The following is an 18,008-nucleotide window of genomic DNA, read 5'->3' on the forward strand; positions in this document are numbered from 1 at the left end:
ATTCTTTTTTTTGGGGTTTAATAATTGTTTGATTAGTAGCAATTATCGTCAAACATCACATAATGAGAGGTTTGGTTAGTGTTTAAAATCAGGGTTTGGTTTTGGAGATTCATAACCTGTTTCTGTTTTCCAAAGCTCTAAACGTTTTTTTAATTTTGAAATAACTTGCGGATTTTCTTTAGAAACCTCTCTGGTTTCATAAGGATCCGAATTTAAATTGAATAGGGTATAGGTCGACGATTCTACAGCTTCAGTCATTTTATACCCATCCATTTGAATCACATTCACCCATTGGCTGGCAAAAGTTTTTGTTTTTTCGTTATACCGTGCGTAATTGGTGTATTCCCAAATAAGCGCATCACGATTGGTTTTTGAAGTTTTACCTAATAAAATTGGCGATAAGTCTTCACCATCTAAAACGTAGTTTTCTGGTTTAGGTGATTGGGTTAAACCCAAAAGTGTTGGATAAATATCCACATGAATTATTGGTGCTTCAGAAGTAGAACCTGCCTTTATTTTATTTTTCCATTTGAAAATATATGGCACACGAATGCCGCCTTCTAAAGTCTGACCTTTAACGCCTCGATATGGCTGATTAAAAATATTACTTTCTGTTTTGTAATGCCCATTATCGCTAGTAAAAACAATGATGGTGTCGTCTTCTAAACCTAAATCTTCTAAGGTTTTTAATAATTGGCCAACGCTATCATCTAGACTTTTAATCATGGCTAAAACCTTGATTTCATCTGGGCCAACGTCTTTGTTTCCTTTTAGTTTTTGTTTGAAATGTTTGAGATATTCAGCTTTTGGTTCTAAAGGTTTATGCACCAAATAATACGGCACATAAGCAAAAAATGCTTTGTTTTCAGATTGTGTTTTTTTAATAAAATTGATGGTTTTTTCAGTTATTACATCGGCTGAATATGGCGTGTTATCTAACTGGTTTTGCTCAGGAAACGTTTTAAAATTATAATGTCCTGTAATTTCGTAACCTTCATCAAACCCTTGATTTTGAATTTGTAACGCGCCTTTTCCTAAATGCCATTTGCCATAAGCTGCTGTGGCGTAATGGTTATTTTTTAATGCTTCTGCAATAGTAATTTCATCTAAAGATAATCCGGCACCCGAACCTTTTACTCTGTTAATTTCAGGAGGAAGAAAGCGCATGGCTTGCAATGTTTTTTTATCTGTTTTATAGCGATCTGCCACACGGTATACTTTATGTCTTGGTACATAGTGTCCAGACATAATGGATGCTCTCGACGGTGCACAAGTCGGGTCGTTGGAATAACCATTTGTAAAATGTAAACCTTCGGCATATAGTTTATCAATATTGGGCGACTCAACTAATGTATTCCCGTAACAGTTTAGAGCATTTACTCCTAAATCATCAGCCAAAATAAAAACGATATTGGGTTGTTTCTTATCGGATTTGGCATTCGGTTTTTGAGCGTTACAAAAACTGAAAGCTAAAAGAGACACTAAAAAAAATATTCTATTCATCTTAAAAACGGTTTATGATTTTGAGGACATTTTACTTCAATGGTGCGTATAATTCAAATTCGGCCAAATAATAATCTTTCGTGTTTTTAACTTTCAAACGGATTTTATCGGTTGTAACAGGGTTTTTTAAGTACTTTAATGGCTCGAATTTAGGTTTCCATTTATAAATCGTTTTCCATCCACCATTACCATCGGGAATCTGTAATTCAGGGTTGTTTTTCGTTACCCATTCTTCACCACGACCAGCAACAAAACTTTCAATAGTTTCGGGTTTTTCAAAATTGGCTTGAATCCAAATGTCTTTATTTTTTTTAGTAGACGCATGCCAAACCGTTGTTGGGTTACCATCTATAACATTTTTTGTGGCTTCTTGGTTTTGTGAAGCCGTTAAAGTCGCTTGTTGTGTTAAGGTTTTTATAGAGTACATTGGTGCCATATCCATGGCACTGGCATTCAATTCAATGGCTACAGTAGTTACTATTCTTTCTAAAGATTGCTTTGGAATGGTTAGCGTATAATTTTCAGTATTTTGAGATAATTCAATCTTCTTCCCATTTAATAATGAAACCGATCTAATTGTTTTATTAGGGAAATTAGGCAAGGTTAATGTGCCGTTTTTTTGCCAATTGAAAACATGTAAAAATACTTTGTTGCCTTTTCGAGTTGAAACACCCCAATTACTTGGGAAGTAAGGGCCACCACGGCTTCCTGCAATACTTTTTTCGCCATTTACTGCCCACCAATCGGCAATTTGTTCCAAGCGTTTTACTTCTTCAGGATTTAAAGCGCCATCGCCCATTGGACCAATATTTAATAACATATTGCCATCGGATCCCCAAGTGTAAAGCAGAATCTGCATCAATTGTTTAAGGCTTTTTGCGTTTGTGTCTGGGTTGTATCCCCACTGGCTTGTTGTGGTATGGCAAGCCTCCCAAAGTTGTTGGTTGTTAAACTGACTAACCGTATGTTCGGGCGTGTAAAAATCGGCACCAACACCACCGCGGTCATTTACCATAGCATCGGGCTGTAATTCACGAATTCTTGCCATGACTTCTGCAGAAGTATTTTTCCAATCGCCAGGACCTAAACCATCAAACCAAATTTCATTTATTTTACCATAATTGTTTAATAATTCTTCCATTTGAGCCTTGTAGAAGGTAATATATCTATCATGATGATCTTTGGAATCGCAATCAGGATTATACCAATCTCGAGGCGAATAATAAAATCCGAAATCGAAATTTTGTTTTCTACAGGCTTGTTCTAATTCTTTTAAAATATCTTTCCCATAAGGGGTATTCATGATATCGTAATCTGTTACTTTAGAATCGAACATGGAAAACCCAGCGTGATGTTTTGCAGTAAATACGAGATATTTCATCCCAGCACGTTTGGCTAAATCTACAATATAGTCTGGATCGTACTTTGTAGGATTAAAGGTTTTGTATTGTACATCGTAAACTTCGGGTTCGATATCTGCTATTTTATACGGTTTTCCTCCTGGTTTATGACTTTTACTGTTTCGAGAATGACTGAGTTGTTTGCCTAGCTGGCTTATAGGTCCCCAATGAATAAACATCCCAAAACGTTTGTCCTTAAAGCGTTCTACAGCTTCCGGACTGGCTTTTTCGACTTTTACGTTTTTGTCTACTTTATAAGACTGAATTTCATCTTTTTGAGCAAATAGATTGGTGTAAATTGCAAATACTATAGCAATGGCTAATAAGCAGTTTCTTCTAATTATCATGCTTAGTTGTGTTTGTTTTTCATCCAAAACAGGGCTTTCCATGTTTTCGGACCATCATTTTCTAGTTTTTCTCCTTCGGTGCTTCTTCCGTTAAAAATGATGTTGTTTAAAGTTGATGTTAGTTCTTGTGTTTTATCCGCGTAAGCGTTATCATAAAATAAATTATTTTTTTCTGAAGGATCTTTTGCAATATTGAACAAATAACTACCTCCTTTTTTAGGATTTAAATCCATTTTCCAATCGCCTTTTCTAATGGAAAAACGACCAGCAAAATTGCTATACACCGAGGCTTCTCGGCTATAGTCATTCTTGCCCTTCAACAATGATAAAATGCTGTAACTGTCTACACCTTGATTAGGATCTGTTTTTACATTCAAAATATCGGCACAGGTGGCATATAAATCGCCTAAGGAGATTGTTGTATTATTTTTTGAATTGGGTTGCACTACGTTTTTCCACTGCACAATAAAGGGAACTGTATGTCCGCCTTGATGTAACGTGGCTTTTCTGCCTCGTAAATTTTTACTTGGTTTATGTTTGTATTTAGATTCAAATTCAACAGGGAAAGAAGATTTTGATGCGCCATTATCTGCTGTAAAAATAATGATGGTATTGTTTTCTATACCATTAGCTTTTATAGCCGAAACAATTTGACCTACCGTCCAATCTAATTCCTGAATAAAATCGCCATAAATTCCAGCTTTGCTTGTGCCCAAAAATTCATCTCTAGGGTAAACAGGGGTATGGGGAGCAGTTAAAGGAATGTATAAAAAGAATGGTTTGTCTTTTTTGTGATTATTTATGTATGCTACCGATTTATTGGTTAAATCTAACATGACCTGTTCGGCTTTAAAACCAGGAGCTTTATCTCCTTTACGTTTTAATTTTTGTCCACCAACTAAATCATTTTTTCGGCCATCAGGAAAATCTTTATCCTTCCCATCGGGTTTCATGGTTTCTGTAGGGAGAACTATGAGTTTATTATTTTCTGAATATACATAAGGCGGAAAATCTAACGAGGCATTTAATCCGAAGAAATAATCAAAACCGCAATTTGTTGGGCCTCCTGTAAAGGGTTTACTGTAATCTACTTTTTTGCTGATATCTTCATTAAACTGATATGGGTTTTTCGGGTTCATTTCAAGGCTAGCCTCATCTTCAATAACCCAATTCCAGCCCAAGTGCCATTTTCCAATCATAGCAGTTTCATAACCATTTCGTTGTAATAGTTTAGGCGCTGTATCTTTTGTGTCCTCGATCATTGCTTTAGAATAGCCATCCAATACTCTAGATTTTAATCGAGTTCTCCAAGCGTATTCGCCAGTCATAATGCTATATCGAGAAGGCGTACATACCGATGATGTGGTATGTGCATCAGTAAAACTAATGCCGTTATCTATCAATAAATCGATATTAGGCGTGTTTACTTTTGCTTCAGGGTTTAAACCAGAAACATCGCCTATACCCATATCGTCTGCTAAAATATAGACGATATTTGGCTGCTGGGTTTGCGCGTTAAAAAGCGAAAAGCTAAGCAAGCATACCATGAGAAAAAATGTCTTAGTCATGAGTAGTAATTAGTTTTTTTGAATGGTATTATTTTTATTAATAGTTATTTTTTAATGGTAAAACTGTCAAACACGGTACCTGTAAAAGAATTATAAGCTTTAAAAACTAAAGACTTTCCATTAATTTCGAATAATCCAAAACTCCCAACGTGTTCAGCATGAGCTACTATAGTGCCATCTTTACAGTGCTCTAAATTAAACGGGTCTGGAAACCATTTTTTGTTTAGTTTTCCACCAGCACCTAAGGTTATGGATATAAAACGGTTTTCTAAATTTTTATATTCAGACTGGTTTGTAACAGATCTATCAACGTTTCCAGAGGCATCATAAGGTTTTAAGCGTTCGTAAGTATGTGCGTGTCCGTTTAAAACCAAATCGACATTAGAATTGGCAAAAATAGGGTAGAGGTTTTCAACATGATGATAATTCTCTTTATAGGTACAGGTTTTACCATTGTGATGTAAAAACACTATAATCCAATCGTATTTACCTTGTACTTTTTTTAATTCTTTATTTAACCATTTGGTTTGCTTTTCTAGTTCGAAAAAACCTCCATTTCTGGAATCTAAACCAATAAAATAGGCATTTGCATACGAAAAACCGTAGTAATGTTCGTTATCAGGCAAGGCCCATTCTTTTTCAAAGTTTTTTTCAGGATCCGATAGCCAATCGTGGTTTCCTGCAACTGGGTAAAACGGGGTGTTTTTAAAAACCTTTTCAAAGGGTTTAAATAAGTGGTTGTCGTAATTTTTACTTTCGCCTTTTGGGTAAACAATATCCCCTAAACCTAAGCCAAAATCGGGTTTAATGCCTAGTTCTGTAATGCGGGTTGCAGGTTCTATGGCAAAACTTTGTTTTTCTTTGGCACCAATATCTCCTAAGGCATAGAAACTAAAAGCTGTGTTTTTGTTATCTGGAGCCGTAGTAAAAAAATAATCTTTACCACTAGCTAATAAATAACCATTGGAATAAATGGCATAGTTGTACGCCGTTTGTGGTTTTAGGTTTTTAATAACCACCTCGTTGAATTTATCACCTTCATGCAGTACCAGTTTTCCTGCGACTTCATTTTCTTCTAAACTGTTAAGGTCGTTATAAACAACTTTACAGTGTCCTGTAACGGCATTGGTTTTCCAAGTAATGGTTACCGTGTTTGGTCTAACCATTTGTAAATAGGGCTGACGAATTAAAACAGGTTCCGCCTTAAGGTCTACAAGTTCCGGTTGGGATTCTTTTGCAGATTTACATGCTGAAAAACTAAGTAAAATAACAAGAATTAGCGCAATGCGTTTCATTTTTAATTTTTATCTAAATAGTTAGGAATACCATCGTTATCTGAGTCACCAGCGCCTTCCATGTCGTCTGGAATGCCATCGTTATCGGCATCACGAACTAAAATCTTGCCTTTGTTTTTTGAGGACATTTCATAAGGTTTCGTTTTTAGCAAAGCCATACATCCATCACCTTCGCCTTCGTTTCTAATATTTCTTGAGAATTTATGTAGTAAAGGCTCGTAAATTTCATGTTCAACCACCGCTAAATTTCTAGTTTCGTTGGGGTCTCTTTCATAATCATACAGCTCATAAAAATTTTCTTTACCCTTTTTTACCCATTCGATGTAGCGGTATTTCCCGTTTACACGATAGCCGTAACCTAAACCACGCTGCCCTTTGTAAACGGTAACAGCTCCAATTTTAACTTCGGCATTGGTATCGTTTAAAATAGGCACTAAGCTGCGTCCTTTAAGAGGTCTACCTGTTGTACTATTGGCATTTTTTGGTTGTTCTGGAATTGGTAACCCTGCCAATTCGCAAAGTGTTGGGTAAATATCGGTGGTAGATACTGCCGAAAAAGTTTCACCTTTTGCTTTTGGGTTTCTAGGATCGATAATAATTAATGGGGAAGACGAAGCCACTTCTAAATTCGAGTGTTTGTTCCAACGGCCATGTTCACCTAAAAATAAACCATGATCGCCCCAAATTACAATGATGGTATTGTTAGCTACTCCTAATGCTTTCAGTTTTTCTACAACCAATCCAATTTGTGCATCTACATACGATGTACAAGCGTAATACCCTCTTTTAAGTTCCAATTGAAAGGCTTCATTAATACGTCCTGTTTCTGGATCTATATTTTGCTTAACATCTTCACCATGCGGCACATAAGTTTTTAAATCGTCGCGACCAATAGGTGCTTTCTGATTGGCTGCAACCTCAAATTTTGTATTCGCGTATAAATCCCAATACTTCTTTGGAGCGATAAAAGGTTCGTGTGGTTTTTTAAACCCAATAGCCATAAAAAAAGGTTGGTCTTTTTTAGCAACTTCTTCCAATAATGCGTTGCCTTTTACGCGAATAATACCATCTACATAATCTTCATCGGGTAAATCTTGAAAATCTATAGCAACACCTTTAGGGTTGTGGCCGCCTCTTGGAGCTAAATACGGAATGCTCCATGAAGCAGGGTCGTCGCCATCACCATTTTTTCCATTACCAACAGTTCTTGGATCGTGAATTTTTCCTGCTGCAGCTGTTATATACCCATTATTTTTAAAATATTCAGGTAAAAAAGTCACGTTAGGCAGTTTTTGTCTGATGGGTTTAAAACCAATAACGCCCGTTTCTTCTGGCATTAAACTGGTTGTTAAAGCTGCACGAGAAGGACCGCAAACGGCATACTGTACTTGATGATTTCTAAACGTTACGCCGTGTTCTGCCAAGGCATCAATATTTGGTGTAATGGCTTGGTTGTCGCCATAAACGCCTAAGTTATTTCGTAAATCGTCTACACAAATCAATAAAACATTAGGTTTATTAGGGTCTGTATTTTGAGCGTTTGTGGTTTTAAAAACCAGCAATACTAGTATTAATAAGATGGCAATTTTTTTCATTTTTGAGATTGTATTAGGTTAAATAGCAATTTTATACATTATTTAGTTCGTATTATTCGCCTTCAATTTGCTGTTTAAATGCCGTATGAAGGGTGTGTTTTAGTTGTGAAACCACGTTTTTATAGTCTGGATGATTGACTACATTTTCGTTTTCAGATTTATCGGTTCTATGGTCGTATAGCATCGATGTTATGGTTGCGTTGTCTTCTGCTTTTATAAATTCAGTATAACTAAAATCTTTCGTTTTTAAAGTAAACCCATTTCCTTTTTTGATTAAAACATGAGGTTTACCTTCCGAAGACAAATCATTAAAAACAGCAACCAAGCTTGTCCCGTCCAATTGGTTTTTAGGGTGTTCTAATTCACATAATTCAGCTAAAGTAGGGTAGATGTCTACCAACTCCACTAAAGCATTAGTGTGCCCTTTTTTATTTTGTAACGGATTGTAAATAATTAAAGGCACTTGCGTGGATGTGTTATAATTCGTGAATTTTGCCCATTGCGTGTGTTCTTGCAAATTATAACCGTGATCGGAAACCAAAACCACAATGGTGTTTTTATCCAAATCTTGAGCTTTTAATTCATCTAAAATGCTTCCAATAAGCGCATCAACATAGCTTACCGTGGCATAATAACCGTGAATTAAAGTTACGGCTAGCGAATCTGAAACCTGTCCTTTTTTAGGAATATTTGAATAAGCGCGCATTTCTGGCCAAGTACTAATGCTCATTTTTGGAGCATCTTTAGGAGTATAGTTGAAGTTTTCGGGTTGTTTGATGCTTTTTCTATCGTATAAATCCCAGTATTTTTTTGGCGCGTTAAATGGTAAATGCGGACTAATAAAACCAGCGGTTAAAAAGAAGGGTTGGTTCGTGTTTTTTAGCTTTTTTAAATCACGAATCACTTTTTGAGTGACCAAACCATCAATATAAATCGAGTCTGCTACGTTGGCGCTTTCAAAAGCAGGGCCTGTATTTGTGGCTTTGTATTCCATCATATTTTCTGGATTTTGATAATCTTTCCAAAGGGATTGCCAATAATCGGTTGGTGCTAAGTTTTTATCATTTTCATCAAAAGCATAAGGGCGCCAAAGTTCGTCCCAATCGGATTCTCTATCATCTAAATGGTGATAGATTTTTCCGTTAGAAATGGTTTTGTAACCATTAATTTTAAATAACTGCGGAAGCGTCACTGCATTTGGCGTTTCCTGCTCTACAAAAGTATTGTAGTTTAAAAATCTGTTTATTGTGGGTAACATGCCCGTAAGCATACTGGCTCTTGAAGCTCCACAAACAGGAACATTGCAATAAGCGTTATTAAATTGAACGCCTTTTGAAGCTAAGCCATCAATATTTGGTGATTTTATTTGTGCAAGACCATAACTACCTAATTCCGGACGCAGATCGTCCATGTAAAGCAAAAGTATATTGGGTTTTTGAACGGTGTTTTTTGGGTTTTGATTTTTACATGTTATTAGACATGTGAAGCTCAGAACACAAATCAATTTTAAAATGAATCTAAAGATCATAGGCTCTTATTTGGAATTATAAAATTAGAACTATAGACTAAAACAGAGGTTTGAGATTAAACAATAATGCACCAATAATTGTCAAAAAAATAGCGAAATAGACTTAAATGAAACCTTTTAGGTTAAAAAGCAAACCTCCTTTGTTTGTTTTAAAGATAATTTTACCAGCATAACTAAACTATACTTATGAAACATTTTTACTACAAACATTTTTTGTTTTTTACATTGTGTATTCTATTTGTTACGCAGGTTAATGCGCAAATGGATATGATGAATGTAATTCCATCTAATCTCGCAACGCATACCGCGAAACAAACTGGCTCTTGGTTTGATACCAATACTTGGAATACAGGAACAATTCCTTCAACAGGAGCGTTTGTTTACATTCCCAAAAATATCACGGTTAATTATGAAGGTTCATCCAGTGACCACATTTTTGCAATTCGTGTTGATGGGGTTTTTAATTGCAAGCAAACCAATGCCAATCAAACTACAAGGTTGAAATTTGATACTTTCTTTTCTATGCATTCGTCTTATGTTACATTCTTGGCAAATAAGGCTTCAGACGGAAAAATTATAGTTGAAATTGCCCCTTTCGATATCGAAGCTTATAAATCGGGAACGAATAATTGGTCTGCATCGGCAAAAAATCATTTTAAAGATAATGATGTCGTTACTTTTAAAAACAGATCGGGACAAGGTGATGACAGATACAATACTATAGAACAAGCTAATAATGGAGATTTTCAAATTATTGAATCTGCAGGTACTGTTATTAACGATGGCGCGGGCGTTTTAGGTCGTTACAGTTGGGACCCTACGCAATTAAGTTTGGGAATGGTAACTATGGGGCAATTAGAAATTATCGGACAAGAAAAACTGAATATGGCTAAACTAGCAACCGATGCTACTTCGGGACAGAGCAGTATTGAGCTTTCTGAAATACCAACAGGTTGGAAAAATAACGATGATATTATTATTACCAGTGGGGGGAATGCTATAGCTTCAAACAATGGTGAAGATCAAGTGAAAATTCAGAATATTTCTGGAACAACCATTTCATTAACTTCAAATCTTTCTAAAAACCATCAAGGCCGATCTGCCGATCAATTGCATTGTTATGTGGGCAACCTAACACGTAATATTGTATTTAAATCGCCTTCAACTCAAGTGGTATCTCAACGCGGTCATATTATGGCCATGCATAACGCTGACAATGTACAAATTAAAAACGCCCAATTTTTAAGATTAGGACGAACAGATAAATCAAAACTATTAGATGATTTTATTTGGAACAATTGGCTAGACCCTAAAGTTTTTGTTTCAAAAATATCGGCATTAGGTCAAGAATGTGCAGAAATGCGCCCCGTACCAATCAATGAAGTTACAAACCCTAGAGGGCGCTATTCTATTCATTTACATAAATTAGGCGCTGCGTATAACGCAAGCATGGCAGAGGTTATAGGAAATGTGGTTTGGGATAATCCGGGTTGGGGTATTACTCATCACGATTCTCATGCCGACGTTTCTAAAAATGTCGTTTATAAAATTATAGGTGCAGGTATTGTTTCAGAAACCGGAAGCGAAACCGGAACTTGGGACAATAATTTGGTTGTAAATGTAGCCGAAGGCCATAAAACAGACCCTTATACAGCGTCATTATATCATGATGATTATTTGTTTTCAGGGCAAGGTTTAGCCATGAAAGGTCGTGCTGTACTATGCAGAAATAACGTGATTGCCAATGTAAAACAAGGCGTAGGGGTTATTAATATGAATAACTCCATTAATAACCTAGACCGCTTAGATGCACAAGCATTAGCTACCACTCGAGTGGGGCACGAGGTTGATAATTTTCCGCTAAGCATAAACGGTTATAGTAAGGAAGGCGATGGGGTTATGCCTGTTGAAGCCGCCTTAATTATGGAAAATACCTTGGTGATCGATTCTAATATGGGATTACGTTCTATTGAACGCGATATGGGGGTTAACCATGAGTCGCGCTCTGTTTTTGATGGATTTGTAGCCTGGGGAACTAAAACAGGTATATCTATTACCTATCAAGCCGATTATAGCTTTAAAAATGTTTTTATTTCTGGCGATAATTCTAGTAAAACTTTAGGTGTCGATATGTGGAAACACTCACACAACCAAACTTTTGAAAACATAAAGATGGTGGATTTAAAGCATGGTATTAAAGTGTCTAAAACGGTATTGAGCGATTCTCAAGGGCCTAAAACTAGAAATAACGGATTTACACCCTGGGTTTTTGTGAATTTAGAAACGATTAATGTTGATGAACTTTACGATTTGGAAGTTGATAACCCAAGTGTCAATGGTACTTTTAATTATACAGAGCATACCGATAATGTCATTCATTTAAGTGCTACTGATATTGTTTCTAGACCAACAACATTTACCGTTATTGACGATTCTACCTTTGAAGTTGATTATGCTGAAACAGGAGAAAATGCCTTGCGTTTTGAAGTTGATGGTGTTATTACCGATGACTTTGGAAGTTATGATATGGGGATTCAACAAGCTTGGGCTCAAGGGACTTTGCGTTATGGATACCCTAAACGTATCTATCAATTTGCTTCTCATGCTAAATTTGAAGAATATCTGGCTGCAAACGGTGTTTATAAAGATGAAAACGATAATAATCAACTGTATTTTATACTTAAAGAAAGCTTGCCCAACCGACGCACTTTTAAGTATACAGAATTTCCAGTTCGCGTAAAAATTAAAAACGCGCCAACATCTGGCGTCTTTGCAAACGCTAAAGTAGAAACTGCGGCAGCTCTAGAACCAAAGGATCAAATGATTAGTCGTTTGGCAACTGTTTCGCAAAGTTCTACACGAAGTAATTTAAGTTATACCGATGGAACACACCCAACAGCTACCATTACATTAGAGGCAGAAAAGGCTGTAGATGGAAATAATAACGGACGTTTAAATGCGCAATATTACCAAAGAGGTTTAGTGCCAGTGGGAAGTTTTTCTCAAACTAAAGAAGAAAGTGAACCTTACTACGATTTAGATTTCGGAGAAATTAAGCAGATTAGTTATTTCGATATTTGGAACACCGTAGAACTTAATGGTTCCGATATTGAAACCGTTTCTAATCATTTTAAAAACTTCTCTGTATTTATATCAGATACACCATTTACAAGCACAACTTATGCTGGCTCTAAGTCGGAAGCCGATTATCAGTACGATAAAAATGCAACGCCAACTCGTAAGTTTTCTCAAAATAATTTGAATGCTATTGGACGGTATATGCGTATTCAGTCGTCGCACCCAAGCAATATCAAACTTAAATTCGCAGAAATTGAAGTGGTAGGACGTACTTACACAGGAACTTTAAGTAAAGATATCATTGCCGAAAACTTAATTAAAGTATATCCAAACCCAACGGAAGGCCTTTTAAATATAAAGCTAAATAAGAATTACAATAATGTAAATATTAGTATTTATAATTTATTAGGACAAACCGTGTTGATAAAACACTTTGATAATTTAACCCATACCCAACTGCAATTTAATGGGGCTGCAGGTTTATATTTTGTGAAGATTACTGGCGATAACAGTTTAAACGCTTTGCTTAAAATCGTTAAAGAGTAAAATTCATTTAAAAATTAGTCGCAGTTTACATGGTTGTTAGCTCTCATTTCAAATAAACACGTGTTGCAAAAGTTAAAACAAACACGTATTTTTGTTAAAAAGCAAATAGTATGAATACGAAATTAACTTTGACAATAGAAAAAGAAGTCATCAAAATCGCCAAAGAATATGCTAAAGAGAAAGGATTAAGTCTTTCTGAAATGGTAGAAAACTATTTCAAATTTGTTACGGTAAAAAGGATTAAACTTAAAGAAAAAGAACTTTCACCTAAAGTTAGAAAACTTAGAGGAATTATAAAATCTGAAAATGACCTTGACTACAAAAAAATATTAACTGAAGAACTTTCAAAAAAGTATGGAGTATAAGCTTTTTGTTGACTCGGATGTAGTCATTGACTTTTTTACCGATAGAGCACCTCACGTAAACCCTGCAAGTGAACTCTTTGAACTTAACGAACAAGGAAATATAAAATTGTACTTGTCAGCTTTAAGCATTAATAACATTTATTATATAACAAGAAGATTTTTAGGACATAAAAAAACACTTGAAGTCGTTGAGTTGTTAACCGAAATGACGGAAATTATAGGAACAACAAAAAAGGAAATTATTCAAGCATTGAAAAATAATTTTACTGATTATGAAGATTCCGTTCAATATTCTTCTGCTTTGACAATTAAAGATTTGGACGCAATTATTACACGAAATGTAAAAGATTACAGAAATTCTTCGATTGCCGTTATGACACCGCTGAATTTTCTAAAAATGAAAGAAAAAAACGAGAGCTAACGTTATACGGTGTTGTGTGTAGTTTATTTCATTCGGATTTGTTTCTTTTCATTATATAAATTAATTCTTCCATATTTATCTCTACATTTTATAAATCCATATACTTCAAATGTATTTATATCAATAGTATCTAATATTCTTACTCCTTTAGAATTATAATAGATATTTCGATTAAAATGATATACATATTTCGAATCCGAAGAAATTCCTCCACTTTTTGGGTATACAGTTAAATTATCATATTCAGAGGATGGTACTTTAACATTATTAATGAAATAACTACATCCATCTCTTGTCCACCGTCTATAGCTATTTTCAATACTGTCGTTAAAAACGAATTCAAAATTTTCAACAGAGCAAACATTCAAAGCATGATTTTTATAATAAATATTTCGATAATCTTTTGAATAGTAATTATTGATTATTTCAAACTGTTTAGAGCTTGAATTTGTTATTGAATCTCCGTAGTAGTATGTTCTATATTTATCAATAGAATATCCTCTTTTTAATCTTTCAAAAGTATTTGGATCTGCACCTTCAATAATTTTTTGTTTGAAGAATACAAAATTTTTATCTTTCCCATATCTTCCTTTAATATGCTTGAAGGTGTTTTTGTCGGCATTGCTGATTTTCCTTTCAACTCTACCTTGTCCTGTATTCCATTCAATATAATATACTCCGTCCTTACGAATATCATAAGGTGAGCAACTTAAAATCAATGTAACTAGTATTAAGAAAGTTGAAATTTGGAAAAGATGTCTTTTTTTCATAATTACACACAACATTGGATATAAGTAATTGCTTGTTCTAGCCTACTTCTGAAAATCTTCGCGGATTTTTAGTCTGATGTGTATTTGTTAAATCAACCGCTAAACCCACGAAACTACTCATAGTCGAGACCGTTTTAGGTAACAGTAAACTGCGACTTTATTATGTAGGATTACTATATTTTGGTTTTTGAAATTTCAGTTTCTTTATAACCAATACGTTGTGCCATGGTGTAAATGAATTGCCCTTGTTTTACGTTTATTGGTTTTGAATACACTTGCCATGGGCTATTAAAATCGAGTTTTTCTTCAGATGTATCTGAAATAATATAGGCTATTGAAGCACCTTTGGTTTTAGAATTCAAGGAAACTACACCCTTATTATTTTTTACTTCTACTGAAGCTGTTACAGGCTGCTCAAAATTAGGCCACATGTTTTTTATTAATTGGTTCTCAGGCAACATGCCTAAATCGGTATGGGAGTCACGAAACTTTAGTAAAGCCGTTCGCATGCGTTTTTTAACATCAGAAAATTTTGGGTTATCGGCTAAATTATGTAACCTGTTTGGGTCGTTTTTTATATCGAATAATTCTTCATCTTGTTTCGGTTGAAACCAAGTGCTTTGTACAGCGTTTAATTTGTTTTCATCACGAAGCTGAATCATTTCTTTCATCATAGGGACTTGCAAGCGGTATGAAATATCTTTATACCACAATTTTTCAGGAAAATCATTAATCACATAAAGGTATTGTTTGTCGTATACCGCACGCGAACGATCGGTTATTTCATCAAAACGATCGGAGGTTCCAAAAACATAATCTCTAGGTTGGCTATCTTTTTCACCCATAAAAGCATTGCCTTGAAGATGATTTGGAATTTCGGCACCAGCCAAACTTAAAATAGTAGGCGCTAAATCTACAAAGGAAACCAGACGATCGGTACGGCCTTTAGTGCCTTTTAAATCCTTCACCATAAAAGGTACGTGTAATCCACTTTTGTGTATGTCACGTTTTTGTCTTGGTAATGGTCCACCATGATCGCTGTAGAAAAATATGATGGTGTTATCGTAAAGTCCGTCTTTTTTAAGCTGCGCAATTAATTTCCCAACCTGCTGGTCTAACAATTCAATATTGCTATAATTACGAGCCACATTGGTTCTAGATGTTTTGGTATCTTGATAATAAGGGGGTAGAGGTACGCTGTCTGGATTAACCGTTAGGGGTAATTTGCTGTTCTTCCAGATTTTACTTTCGTGGGTTATATCAAAATTAAATACAGAGAAAAAGGGTTGGCCTTTGGCACGATTTCTCCAATGTGCTTGTGCATTATTTTGATTCCAAACCGTTACAGGCGCTGCAAATTGATAATCTGTTTTTTGATGATTGCTCGTAAAATATCCCGCTTCGCGTAAATATTCTGGGAAACATTTTATGTATTCTGGGATTACTGCGGCATATTCAATAACGGGGTTGCCTTCTAAATCGACAACATTAGTTTCCTTTTTATAATTTCTATTTCCCCAAGATTGAATATCTTTTCCTGTGCGCATGTGCATGGTACCTAAAGTTGTAGGATACATGCCTGTTACAATAGCAGACCGGCTTGGCGCACAAACACCAACAACAGCATAAGCGTTATCGTAAATTAAGCTTTCTTTAGATAAAGCGTCTAAATGAGGCGTTTTAGCCGTGTTATCGCCGTAGAAAGAAAGGGTAGGGCTAATGTCTTCACAAACAATCCAAAGGATATTAGGTTGTTGTTTAGCAATTTCAGGGGCTTTTTTGTCCTGTTCTACTTTACAGGATAGATTTAAAATAACTAAAAGTGAAAATAAAATAGGTTTCATTAGAGTTCAATTTTTATAAAGTTTTGATGTCTTGGTTGCACTAAAAATGTTCCGGTTATCACTTTACCATTTTCAACAAAAGCATATTCGTATTCGCCATAAAAACCTTTTGCTTTAAGGTTTCCAGTGGCATCGGTTACCGCATTTAAGTCGGTTTTCCAGGCGCCATCAACTAAAGAGAAATAAGCTTTACCCATAGCACCAATGTCGCCATTTTCTTTAAAAATATCAACTTTTTTCTTGGCATTTTCGGTATAGCCCCAAAACAAAAACTCAGAGACGTTTGGGTGCGAAAAGGCAGCAATCATAAAATCGCGGGTGTATTGTTCTCTAATTTTAGGCTCTTGAATGTCCATGGTAAACTCTGAAATACTAATTTGTTTTCCTAGCGTCGCATAAAAGGCTAAAATTTCTAAAACGCGTTCTGGAGGAGTGAGGTCGCTACCAATATGACTTTGAATACCTATACCTTGTACTAAACCGTTGGTATTTTCGTCTATACGTTTTATAAAATCGTAATACCATTGTTGTTTTTGGGTGTCTAAACCACCTTTACTAATAATACCGTATTCGTTTGTAAAACGTCGTGCTTGCGGTTGTAAAGCTTTTGCACTTTTAAAACCTTCGTATAAAATATCTTCCGAACCGGTTATAGTTTGTAAATCTTTGTTGGTGTAAGCTTCGTTAACCACATCCCAGTTAGAAATTTGTCCTTTTGTGAGCGTTAAAACATTGGTTACATGTTCGTGCATTAAGCTTTTTACTTTTTCAGGGTTGTCTTTGTTTTCCTTAATTTTAGGCGTTAAATAACGAAATCCTGGCCAAATTAAAACATGACCTTTAACATGAATAGCGTCGCTTCTTAATTGCGTAATCGCATCTAAAGTTGCTTGTCTGGATTTAGGCTTTTCCCAACTTTTAATTTTTAAATCGTTTTCAAAAACCGCAAGATTGAAGGCTTTTTTAAAGTTTTTATATTTTGAATTGTCTTCAACAACATCTTTGGCATTAAGTGCTGCACCAAAAGGAAAACTGTGTTTTATTAATTTAATGTGTACTTTTTTATGCGGTATTACCGTTCCGTTTTTTGTTAAGTGTAATTGAAATTGGCCTGTTCTAATGGCTTCAATACGTTTGTTAGCTTCTATACGCCATTGGGCATCGGCTTCCATGCCTGCATAGGTGATTTCTGTTTTTGGTAAATCTTCAAAAGCGGTACCTTCTGGGAAACTTTCAAATTTCAAATTCTTAATAAGAAAGGATTGTTCTCTAAATCCGAATTGCATCACAATGCCTAAATCTTCTTTCTTAACGTATCGGTTCGTTTCAAAAGGAATGTAGTAGGTTTGCCAATTGCTAGAAAACGTTTGGGTAGAAGCGATGTTACCTTGATAATTATCGAGTTGTTTGAAGATAAATAGAGCTTTGGCTTCACCAGTTTCTAAACTTGAGGTCATCGTTTTCGCTTGAAAAGATAAAAGAAAAACACGGCCTTTTTTATAATTACTTTTTGTTATGTGAAAGTTGGATGATAAATTGTGTATAAACTTGGGTTCTTTTTCGGTTTTAAAAAGAAGCTCTAAGCTATCGGTTCCAACGTTCATTTTTTCAACTTTACCATAGTCTGGATTTGCTGAAATAAATTTTAAGCGTTCGGCTATAATTAAATCCTGTCCTTTAGGATTATTTTGAGCTAAAGCGCTAAAGCCAATGATTAATATGATGAGGTTTAGAATATTTTTCATAGG

General features: G+C 35.2%; 12 protein-coding genes. 3 read left to right on the forward strand and 9 right to left on the reverse strand.

Going from position 1 to position 18,008, the window contains the following annotated elements; all coding sequences use genetic code 11:
• Positions 1-75: 75 nt before the first annotated feature.
• The 6 genes from H6X70_RS11795 to H6X70_RS11820 are packed head-to-tail and all read right to left on the reverse strand — an operon-like array spanning position 76 to position 9,128.
• The gene (locus H6X70_RS11795; protein WP_194767892.1) at positions 76-1,503 is read right to left on the reverse strand and encodes a sulfatase; all 1,428 of its coding nucleotides are present in this window, start codon (positions 1,501-1,503) and stop codon (positions 76-78) included.
• 31 nt (positions 1,504-1,534) lie between these two features.
• Positions 1,535-3,250: an alpha-L-fucosidase gene (locus tag H6X70_RS11800; protein WP_194767893.1), complete on the reverse strand. Its 1,716-nt coding sequence runs from the start codon at positions 3,248-3,250 to the stop codon at positions 1,535-1,537.
• A gap of 2 nt (positions 3,251-3,252) precedes the next feature.
• Complete coding sequence (locus H6X70_RS11805; RefSeq protein WP_194767894.1) at positions 3,253-4,818, reverse strand: sulfatase family protein; 1,566 nt, start codon at positions 4,816-4,818, stop codon at positions 3,253-3,255.
• Positions 4,819-4,862: 44 nt separating this feature from the next.
• Positions 4,863-6,113 (reverse strand): purple acid phosphatase family protein, encoded by a 1,251-nt coding sequence (locus H6X70_RS11810; RefSeq protein WP_194767895.1) that lies wholly within the window; start codon positions 6,111-6,113, stop codon positions 4,863-4,865.
• A gap of 2 nt (positions 6,114-6,115) precedes the next feature.
• Entirely contained in the window at positions 6,116-7,708 is a 1,593-nt protein-coding gene (locus tag H6X70_RS11815; RefSeq protein WP_194767896.1) for a sulfatase-like hydrolase/transferase, read from the reverse strand.
• Between the two features lie 52 nt (positions 7,709-7,760).
• Positions 7,761-9,128 (reverse strand): sulfatase, encoded by a 1,368-nt coding sequence (locus H6X70_RS11820; RefSeq protein WP_262893308.1) that lies wholly within the window; start codon positions 9,126-9,128, stop codon positions 7,761-7,763.
• Positions 9,129-9,422: 294 nt separating this feature from the next.
• On the opposite strand from H6X70_RS11820, the gene H6X70_RS11825 reads away from it, so the two are divergent.
• The 3 genes from H6X70_RS11825 to H6X70_RS11835 all read left to right on the forward strand — a co-directional run bounded on the left by H6X70_RS11825 (position 9,423) and on the right by H6X70_RS11835 (position 13,646).
• The gene (locus tag H6X70_RS11825; RefSeq protein ID WP_194767897.1) at positions 9,423-12,860 is read left to right on the forward strand and encodes a T9SS type A sorting domain-containing protein; all 3,438 of its coding nucleotides are present in this window, start codon (positions 9,423-9,425) and stop codon (positions 12,858-12,860) included.
• Positions 12,861-12,970: 110 nt separating this feature from the next.
• Positions 12,971-13,225 carry a DUF6364 family protein gene (locus H6X70_RS11830; protein ID WP_194767898.1) on the forward strand — a complete coding sequence of 85 codons (255 nt, stop codon included), beginning with the start codon at positions 12,971-12,973 and terminating at the stop codon, positions 13,223-13,225.
• Positions 13,215-13,646: a type II toxin-antitoxin system VapC family toxin gene (locus H6X70_RS11835; protein ID WP_068602414.1), complete on the forward strand. Its 432-nt coding sequence runs from the start codon at positions 13,215-13,217 to the stop codon at positions 13,644-13,646. Before H6X70_RS11830 ends, H6X70_RS11835 begins: the two co-directional genes overlap by 11 nt.
• 23 nt (positions 13,647-13,669) lie before the next feature.
• Here the strand turns inward: H6X70_RS11835 and H6X70_RS11840 are convergent, their stop codons facing one another.
• From H6X70_RS11840 to H6X70_RS11850, 3 genes are all read right to left on the reverse strand, one after another.
• Entirely contained in the window at positions 13,670-14,416 is a 747-nt protein-coding gene (locus H6X70_RS11840; protein ID WP_194767899.1) for a DKNYY domain-containing protein, read from the reverse strand.
• A 173-nt stretch (positions 14,417-14,589) separates the two neighbouring features.
• Complete coding sequence (locus H6X70_RS11845; protein ID WP_194767900.1) at positions 14,590-16,260, reverse strand: sulfatase; 1,671 nt, start codon at positions 16,258-16,260, stop codon at positions 14,590-14,592.
• Positions 16,260-18,005, reverse strand: a complete 1,746-nt coding sequence (locus tag H6X70_RS11850) for an endo-1,4-beta-xylanase (protein ID WP_194767901.1) — start codon at positions 18,003-18,005, stop codon at positions 16,260-16,262. The genes H6X70_RS11845 and H6X70_RS11850 overlap by 1 nt, the downstream gene beginning before the upstream one ends.
• Between the last annotated feature and the right edge of the window lie 3 nt (positions 18,006-18,008).

This window comes from Tamlana sp. I1 (genome assembly GCF_015355625.1).
GTDB lineage: Bacteria > Bacteroidota > Bacteroidia > Flavobacteriales > Flavobacteriaceae > Pseudotamlana.